The following is a 9,277-nucleotide window of genomic DNA, read 5'->3' as shown; positions in this document are numbered from 1 at the left end:
ATCGACTTCAATCTCACCCCGGTCATCGCTGTCGTCTCCACAATCATCGTTGCCATCTCAATCCTGCTGATGGGCACGATACGCCTATTCCAGAACAGAGCGAATTCTTGATCATCTTCCCGCTCGGGCTCCGTTTCAGGTGACATGAACAGCGGCTGGCGAGGCCCTCGCCGGCGTTGCGCGGCTAGCCCGACGCTTGCGGATCGTTGTCACCTGCGCGGTTTCCGGGTTCAGAGTGACCCGATGAGCATAAGAGAATTGCCACCGTAACCGGGGCAGATTGCCGGGCAGTCAGGCTTGAGCGGCTTGCCTAACGAGATCCGCGAGCGGCGGAATCAGCGGTTGTGCGTGTATGCCGAGGCGGTCGCCGAGAAGGCTGCGGCGACCAGTTCTTCGCGGGCATAGACCTTGGAGCCGAAGGAGCCGGAGAGGTCACGGGCAAGCCGGCTCGGATGGCCGGTCCAGTGGCCGAGCTCGTGAAAGCTGGTGCGGTAATAGTCGATCTGCTGGAAGAATGCCGGCTGCGGCGGCACCTGAATGTAATCGCCGGCCAGAGTGTAGAAAGCGCGCTCACCGCCGATGCGGAAATCCGCGCCGCTTGAGCGAACAAGCGCCTCGGCCTGCGGGATGGTTTCGCGTTCGGGCAGCGGCGCGGCGGCGGCAGGGAAGTGCTCGGGCAGGCCGTCGCACTGAGCAACATTGAAGACGGTGAAGCGCTTGAGGTACGGCACGGCCTGCGGCTCGTCGCCCTCGGCTGCTGCAAGAAGAGACGGCTTGCGACGGTTCGTCTCGATCTCCAAGTCTTGCGGAATCGCTTTGTCCCGACTGATTGGAAGCTGGCGCACCTCGCCAACGGCCAGGCGGCGCCTCGGCCCTAACGATGACGAGTCTGGGCCGTATCCAAGGGCATGCCCGACCTCGCTCGTGACCAATATGAAGGCGTTGCACCGAACGGTGCCGCTGCATTCATAGCAAACAAAAAGCTGTCGCCATTGAACGAAACTGTCGCGAGACGAACAGACGAACTGTAGCCGAAACGTTTGCTTTTCGTGCTCAGCTTGACCCAAGACAAAAATAGGGAAGGAAGCGCGAACAAAGGTCCGCCGGCACACTTGAGCGTCAAGCCGCAGCTGGGTCGTCAGGATGGCACGCCATTTGCACAGCCAACTCTAGAAGCCTCTCTGACGACACGCCCACAACTAGCGGAGGTGACCATGATTGGTACAGAATCTTGAATGGGGTCATTTCGGCGATAAGCCGCAACGCTTGAATCCGGTTCTGGAAAACGCGCTTAAACGAAAAGATGATCATGCATAAACTCAAGCGACTTCTGCATCCGAAATCGATCGCTGTATTCGGCGGCAAACAGGCGGCTCGCGTCGTCACTCAGTCGAGCAGGATTGGTTTTTCTGGCGAAATTTGGCCTGTGCATCCAAACAAGGCTGATGTTGATGGCTACAAGGCATACCGTTCAGTCGCCGAATTGCCCGGTGCTCCTGATGCTGCTTTTGTGGGTGTCAATCGTCACCTCACGGTCGACGTCGTGAAGGCTTTGGCCGAGCGTGGCGCCGGTGGGGCCGTTTGCTATGCAGCAGGATTTCTAGAGACCGGCGCATATGACGAGGACGGTGAGAGGCTGCAGGCCGAACTCGTTGCCGCAGCCGGCCAGATGCCGATTATCGGCCCGAACTGCTATGGCCTTATCAACTATGCTGACGGTGCGCTTCTGTGGCCTGACAACCATGGCGGTGTCAAACTGGCAAAAGATGGCAGGGGGGTCGCCATCGTCACGCAGTCCTCTAGTGTAGCTATCCACATAACCATGCAGAAGCGCGGCCTTCCGCTCGCCTTCTTGATGACGGCCGGCAACCAGGCGCAGACCGGCCTTTCAGAAATGGCGCTCGACCTGATCGAGGACGAGCGCGTCACCGCGCTTGGCCTACACATCGAGGCTTTTGACTCGGTCGCCGGCTTCGAGAGGCTGGCGGCAAGAGCCCGCGAGCTGAAGAAGCCGATCATCGCCATGAAGGTCGGGCGCTCAGAACAGGCACGGCAGGCAACCGTGTCGCACACCGCCTCGCTCGCCGGCTCGGATGCTGCTTCCGACGCCTTCCTGAAGCGACTCGGCATCGCGCGCGTTGATTCCATTCCAGCCTTTATCGAGGCGTTGAAGCTCCTACACATAACCGGCCCGCTGCCAGGCTGCAGGCTGTCGTCGATGAGCTGTTCGGGCGGCGAGGCCTCCATAATGGCCGACAGCGCTGAAGGGCGCTCGGTGCATTTCCCCGTGCTGGCAGCTGACCATCGTGTCCGTGTGAAATCGACTCTCGGGCCCCTAGTGGCGGTTGCCAATCCGCTCGACTACCATACCTTCATCTGGAACAACGAACCGGCAATGACGGCCACTTTCTCCGCCATGGTGTCCGGCGGCTTCGACCTCAACATTTTGGTGATCGATTTTCCGCGTCGCGACCGCTGTTTGAACGTCGACGAGTGGGGCTTGGTAACATTGCGTTCCTTTGAAGCCGCGCTCAAGACCAACAAGGCGAACGGCGCCATTGTTTCTTCCATACCCGAGAACTTGCCGGAGGAGTACGCAGACCGACTGATCGTTCGTGGCGTCGCGCCATTGTTCGGTATCCCGGAAGCTATGGATGCCGCACAGGCAGCAGCCTTCATCGGCAACGCTTGGCGCGAACCGCTCGCGCAGCCAGTCGACACCACGGCTGTCGGAAGATCCGGCACCAAGCGCTTCACACCCGACGAAGCTGAAGGCAAAGAGAGGCTGATCAAAGCCGGCTTGCCGGTACCGAAGGGCGAGCGTGCGAACAACGCGGTCGAGGCAGCTAGCTTATCCCAGGCGCTCGGATTTCCTGTGGCGCTGAAGGCGCTGGGCGTCGCCCACAAGTCGGAAGTGGGCGCGGTGCGGCTGAACCTCAAGGATACTGAATCCGTCAGCAATGCCGCACTTGACCTCCTGCCGCTCGGCACTGGCCTCTATGTCGAGCACATGGTGCGAGACGGTGTCGCCGAGTTGATCGTCGGATTCACCCGTGACCCGATGTTCGGCGCGGTGATGACGCTCGGCACCGGGGGCGTGCTGGTCGAGCTTTTGCGCGACAGCGTGATCCTGATGCTGCCGGCGACGCGCGACGACATCGAGGCGGCGCTGCGTGGATTGAAGTTCTACCCACTGTTGGAGGGCTATCGCGGCCGACCGAAGGCGGATGTCGGGGCCGCCATCGACGCCATCGCCGGCATTGCCGACTTCGTGCAGAAGAATGCCGGTGAGATTGAGGAACTCGACATCAATCCGCTGATCGTCTGCGCCGAAGGCAATGGTGCCTGGATCGCGGATGCCCTGCTGGTGCTTGGAGAAAAGAAGAATGACTGACGTCATCACCACCCGCCGCGAAGGCGCGATCCTCGAAGTCACGCTCGACCGGCCCAAGGCCAACGCCATCGACCCGCGAACGTCCCGCCTGATGGGTGAAGCGTTCATGGCGTTCCGCGACGATCCGGAACTTCGCGTCGCCATTTTGAAGACCGCCGGCGACAAATTCTTCTGTGCCGGCTGGGACCTCAAGTTTGGTGCAAGCGGCGATACCGATTGCGACTATGGCGTCGGCGGCTTCGGCGGGCTGCAGGAACTGCGCGACTTGAACAAGCCGGTGATCGCCTGCGTCAACGGCATGGCGGTGGGCGGCGGCTTCGAGCTGGCGCTCTCCTGCGACCTCATCTATGCCTCGGACCATTCTTCCTTCGCGCTGCCCGAGATCCGCGCCGGCACACTAGCCGGCGCAGCCACCATCAAGCTCCCGAAGCGCATCCCATACCATGTCGCCATGGACCTCCTGCTCACCGGCCGCTGGATGGACGTGGCCGAGGCGCATCGCTGGGGCCTGGTCAACGAGGTGCTGCCCAAAGAGAAGCTTGAAGACCGCGTCTGGGAAATCGCGCGGCTTTTAGCCAGCGGCCCGCCGCTGGTCTTCGCCGCGATCAAGGAGACGGCGCGCGTGGCGGAAGCCCTCAGCTTCCAGGACGCGATAAACCGCGTGAAATGCAATCAGCTCGTGACTGTCGACAATCTTCATCGGTCAGAGGTCAAACTTGAAGGTCCCCGTGCCTTTGCCGAAAAGCGTAATCCCGTCTGGAAGGAAAAATAATGGTCATTGCCGCAATACTTATCTTCAGACGATTTCCCCCACGGGAGGGGAAGCGGCAGCTTGGGCAACGGCAACTCTTGTTTAGCAATGGAGTATAGCCCCATGGATCTTATGTTCACAGAAGGTGATCGGGCTTTCCGGGAGGAGGTGCGCAGGTTCTTATCTGACAATACGATCCCGGAAATACGCCAAAAATTGGCCGAAGGCTTAGAATTGTCGAAAGACGAGATCGCGGCTGGAACGCGGAACCTTTACAAGAAAGGTGTGCCAACTTGGCCTCAGGAATATGGAGGCACGGGGTGGACCCTCGTCCAGCAGTACATCTTCGAAGAAGAGGTGCGTGCCTTTCCAGCGCTAGTCAAGTTGGGTATGGGTCAGGACTTGGTAGGTCCAGTCATCTACACCTTTGGCAATCTGGCGCAGAAACAGTACTATTTGCCCCGCATCGCTAACGCAACTGATTGGTGGTGCCAAGGCTTTTCGGAACCGGGAGCTGGCTCCGACCTGGCCTCACTTAAGACGCGGGCAGTCCGTCATGGCGACCATTACGTCGTCGATGGCCAGAAGATCTGGACATCATCGGCGCACTACGCCGACTGGATCTTTTGTCTGGTAAGGACCAATCCAGACGTGAAGAAGCAGCAAGGCATCTCCTTCCTTCTCATCGACATCAAGTCGCCGGGCGTCACTGTGCGCCCGATCCACCTGATCAATGGCAGTCACGAAGTCAGTGAGGTATTCTTTGATAATGTCCATGTCCCGGTAGAAAATCTAGTTGGGGAAGAGAACAAAGGGTGGAGTTACGCGAAGTATCTGCTTAACAACGAGCGGTTCGGCGATGCTGGTGTAGGCATTTCCAAGGAGCGTATGCGGCGCGCGCTGGAACTTGCGGCTCAGACCTATGTCGGCGGCGAGCGACTTGTTGATCAACCCTCTTTTCGTGAAAAGGTCGCCGAACTCGAAGTTCAGTTGAAAGCACTTGAGATCACTCAACTCCGCGCAATCGCAAATGCGTCAAAGCAGCAACAAGGAGTACAGGATCCCGCAAGTTCCATCCTAAAGCTGAGGGGCTCGGAAGTTGAGCAGGCCGCCGCGGAGCTCCTAATGGTTGTCATGGGACCTAACGCATTGCCTTACACCCCGGACGAGGAGCTTGGGAGTCGCAACGAGCCGCCAATCCTCCCGCGATGGGCCGCGAAGATCGCCCCCACCTATTTCGATAGCCGTGCGGCGTCGATCTATTCGGGATCCAGTGAGATTCAGAAGAACATCATCGCCAAAGCGATCCTCGGCCTTTGATGGATCGTGGTCACTGGCAGCGGTAAGTTTCGGGAGATATTTGCAGTGAAGTTCGATCTATCGGAAGAGCAGCGGCTCCTAACGGAAAGCGTCGAGCGACTTATGCTCGACAGTTATGGCTTCGGCGATCGCCGCAAGTACGGAGGTGAGGTCCCCGGCTTCAGCGAGGCGATGTGGGAACGCTATGCTGAGCTCGGTCTCCTGGCGTTGCCGTTTTCGCAGGAATATGGCGGCTTCAGCGGCGGTCCGATCGAAACAATGATCGTGATGGAGGCTTTCGGCAAGAGCTTGATCTTGGAGCCTTATCTCGCAACGGTGGTCCTTGCCGGTGGTTTGCTTCGCCGTGGTGGGAATGAAGCACAAAAGACAGAGCTAATCCCCCTGATTGTGAACGGTAGAGCCAAACTGGCCTTTGCATATGCCGAGCCACAGTCGCGCTATGATCTTTTCCACGTTGAGACACAAGCAAAGAAGCAAGGTACCTTTTGGGCTCTAAGCGGGGTCAAGACCCTCGTCCTTCACGGCAACGTGGCCGGTAAGATAATAGTCTCGGCCCGGACAGCCGGAGGTACTCGCGAGAAGAATGGGATCGGGCTCTTCCTTGTTGACGTTCATGCGCCGGGCCTCACTCGCCGCCCCTTCCTGACACAGGATGGTCTGCGTGGGGCGGAAATTGCACTGGAGAATGTACGCGTTGACGAGAGTAATTTGATTGGCGACCCAGAAGGGGCGTTCCCAGTTATCTCGAGGGTGGCCGATGAGGCTGTCACGGCACTCTGTGCGGAAGCCGTTGGCTGCTTCACAAAAATGCAGGCTATCACGCTCGGTTACCTCAAGACGCGTGAACAGTTCGGAACGAAGATTGGCAGCTTCCAGGTGCTGCAGCATCGTGCTGTCGACATGCTTGTGGAGTTGGAGCAATCTCGATCGATGACCCTGTACGCCGCAATGATGGTGGGCGAAGACAACGCGATTGAGCGCGAGCGCGCAGTTTCGGCGGCAAAGGTTCAGATCGGTCGGTCATCCAAAGCCATAGGCCATCAGTCAATCCAACTTCATGGAGGCATTGGAATGACGATGGAATATAGCATAGGCCACTACTTCAAGCGTGTCGTGATGATCGACACGCTTTTCGGTGATGCAGATCATTACCTGAGGCGACTGGCGGCACTTGGAGGGCTAAGGAGCGAGTCCATCAACTGAGCCCAAGCGGCATGGCGCGAGTGAAGCGGTTAAGAAATCGGAGAGGAAACATGGCAACGTCAGAGGCAAAACTCAATGCGACGCAGGAAATCGATACAGGCCCGCAACAGGCGCACGAGATGGACCGCGTAAATAGCTGAGGCCGTGCAGCCCTGAAGTCCCACGGCAAGAATTCGTCGACTCGATTGATTGGCCAAGCCCGCGCGATGCGCTCGAGGGTGCGTGAGCCAGGCGCTCGCCAAGTTCGGCAGTCGACATAGACCGCCGAATTGGTCGTTGACACTCGGTGCAGTTATCACCCTCAAACGGGCTAATATAAGACCGCCCTCCTTACGGAATTTGCAGAACCTTCAGCACACTACCAATAACGATTAGCGAGTTCCCATAACGGACCGTGAGTTGTCAGACAGACGTATCTACCATGAAATACATTTGTTCACGGCCCTTTATCAGGAGACTGATCAATGATCAGGCGCGAAGTACCTCAAGTTGAGTGCAGCAGCCGGGATGAGACCGCTCATTCCGGGATGACGCTCGCCCAATCCTATGCCACACCCGCCAACAGCCTCGCTGATTGACGCGCCGCGACAATCAAACCGACAAACCCTCTTGCGCGCGACAATCAATGCCGCGATCATCACCTCCGCCGCGACACCAGATTCTCATCCAGATTCGCGCGCTTCTCATCAGAATTGTCGCGCCACAATTCCGCGTCATGCTTCGAGAACGCTACCCGCAGCTTGCTCTCATCGCCATCTGGGATGTGAGGAGGGCTTGGCTGATGCGCCAAGCTCTCGCTGATTGGCACCCGCTTTGCGGCATCTACAACGCCTCGGTCGGCTCGTGTGAGTGGCTGCGGCGAAAGCCGCAGGCCGGGCACGCGAGTTGGTGGTCATCACCTGTGAGCTGACTGACGACGGCGGCGCTTGCTTCGAGAAGGCGCGATCGATCACCGTCGCCTCCAAGGCCGGTGGATGGGGAGATTTGTCGCGCCAGCAACAGCCTTGGTCGCCGCGGTGGGCCACAGAAGCTGCTTGAAGAACGGCCATCGTTCGCGGCCTTGCTGAGCCTGGTGCCGAAGCAGCGAGCCAGTGTGTCGGACCTGCCTGTTTGGCATCAGTGAACAGCGATCGGCATCTGCGCACGCTAATGACAATGGCGCTCGCGGTTTGAACTGGGTTGGCGGCAAGCAGATCCGCGAAGCCTCTGGCTCGACAAGCTGCGGCAACAGCGGCATCACAACGTCGCAGCCTTGCGCTTGCCAATGCGCATAGTGTGGGCCATGCTCGGACGACAAAAGCTTCATCCGCGCTACCGCCTGGACGACTGCTGTAGGCGACGCCCGCGGGCGGCCGTACTTGCAACCTGTGAGACACCTGGTCCACGGCGCTCGCGCAGTGCTGCCGCGCATCACGATCCCAGGGTCTCGACAGCTATGGGGTGGTATGCCAGTGTGAATACTCCACCGCTTTAAAACGCGGTGTCCTCAGGGTACACTCAAAGCCGAATCAGTCCGCCTTCTGCGGAGTCATCCATAAGTCTTGAGCGGAGGCAGATCAGCTCCTCTTGGCGGATTCAGGCGGCGATTGCATCTAACGCTCCCTGAGAGGGCCGGACCGACTAGAGGCGACTTTGCTATCCCAAGTGGCGCTGCAGCGTAGAACACGCGTTCGCCGCTCGATCCGTCGATGATCCTGCTCAAACCATTATTAAAGCGCGGGTTCTGGCGGAAGCGAATCGGTTTAATTAGACGCCGCCTCTATTCCGAAACAGTTCTCGACTCGCAAGGTTGATTGCCTCCGAGAACTAAAGAATAGCCCGTAGCGACACCACCATCCTGGGTAGGCGCGCGAGCCGAGGTTGCCGTCTGGCTTGCAAACGCAGACCGGGGAGATCACTTCGAGAGCGTGGCGGTCGAAAACCTCCAATTGTACGATCCTTCCTGTTGTGTCCAGGAGAGTGGCTTCGAGTGTGTGGATTTTCTCTCCGCCTCGGACGCCCAAACAAGGTCACCACGATCTCGATTTGCTAGAGACGAAGACATCAGCTTTGTCCAGGCACTGCTCATGGAAATGGTCGCGCGGTTCGAGTGGCTACTCCCGCCGTCACCAAAACGTGGCAGCATCGAGGCGGGCTGATGGAAAGCGCCCCAGCTTATTGCCAAGCAACTGCCAATCACTTTAACGCTCGGCGATTTCCGAAGGATGATATCGGCGATGAACTAAGACGCGTGCCGATCTGGCGTTTGAAATAGAGATCGGGATAAGGTATGATGCGTGCTTCAGTGAGATAGGTCGTAACGTGGGCTGTCGGAGGTCAGGCGACCTCGATCTTTGAAAATGAGTAGCGCTTGTACCGTATAAAACGACCAAGTGTCACAACCCCTTGGTATAGTAGATATTATCGGGCCCAGCATAGTTTGCTGAATCGCTTCGGCTGCCGGCTGAAGCCAATCCCGATCCCCCGAGACCAGCCAGTCTCCGTGCCGAATTACAGCGCTGGAATTTGAAAAGTCTAGCAGGCTGTTGAAGAAGGATCACGAGTGGCCTTGAGGATGGCCTCGTCGCCGTTGTGGTAGGCGTATGGGATCTCGATCGAGCCGTCGTCGA

Annotated in this window: 5 protein-coding genes and 1 pseudogene; 5 read left to right on the top strand and 1 reads right to left on the bottom strand. The window is 58.4% G+C overall.

Annotation, left to right across the window (positions count from 1 at the left end; genetic code table 11):
• Positions 1 to 111, top strand: a pseudogene (locus tag HNQ71_RS35425) (ABC transporter permease); the annotation flags it as partial.
• A 224-nt stretch (positions 112 to 335) separates the two neighbouring features.
• Here the strand turns inward: HNQ71_RS35425 and HNQ71_RS34435 are convergent.
• Positions 336 to 800: a zincin-like metallopeptidase domain-containing protein gene (locus tag HNQ71_RS34435; RefSeq protein WP_425492308.1), complete on the bottom strand. Its 465-nt coding sequence runs from the start codon at positions 798 to 800 to the stop codon at positions 336 to 338.
• A 509-nt stretch (positions 801 to 1,309) separates the two neighbouring features.
• Between HNQ71_RS34435 and HNQ71_RS34430 the strand changes: the two genes are divergently transcribed.
• From HNQ71_RS34430 to HNQ71_RS34415, 4 genes are all read left to right on the top strand, one after another.
• Positions 1,310 to 3,394, top strand: a complete 2,085-nt coding sequence (locus HNQ71_RS34430; RefSeq protein ID WP_184879576.1) for an acetate--CoA ligase family protein — start codon at positions 1,310 to 1,312, stop codon at positions 3,392 to 3,394.
• On the top strand, positions 3,387 to 4,166 hold the full coding sequence (locus HNQ71_RS34425) for a carnitinyl-CoA dehydratase (protein ID WP_184879573.1): 780 nt from the start codon (positions 3,387 to 3,389) through the stop codon (positions 4,164 to 4,166). Before HNQ71_RS34430 ends, HNQ71_RS34425 begins: the two co-directional genes overlap by 8 nt.
• A 102-nt stretch (positions 4,167 to 4,268) precedes the next feature.
• Positions 4,269 to 5,465 carry an acyl-CoA dehydrogenase family protein gene (locus tag HNQ71_RS34420; RefSeq protein ID WP_184879570.1) on the top strand — a complete coding sequence of 399 codons (1,197 nt, stop codon included), beginning with the start codon at positions 4,269 to 4,271 and terminating at the stop codon, positions 5,463 to 5,465.
• 45 nt (positions 5,466 to 5,510) lie between these two features.
• The gene (locus HNQ71_RS34415) at positions 5,511 to 6,668 is read left to right on the top strand and encodes an acyl-CoA dehydrogenase family protein (protein ID WP_184879567.1); all 1,158 of its coding nucleotides are present in this window, start codon (positions 5,511 to 5,513) and stop codon (positions 6,666 to 6,668) included.
• The last annotated feature ends 2,609 nt before the right edge of the window (positions 6,669 to 9,277 follow it).

It is taken from the genome of Mesorhizobium sangaii (assembly GCF_014207355.1).
In the GTDB taxonomy this organism is placed as follows: Bacteria; Pseudomonadota; Alphaproteobacteria; order Rhizobiales; family Rhizobiaceae; genus Mesorhizobium; species Mesorhizobium sangaii.
Note: the sequence above shows the minus strand (reverse complement) of the source record. Positions and strands in the feature narration are given on the sequence as shown.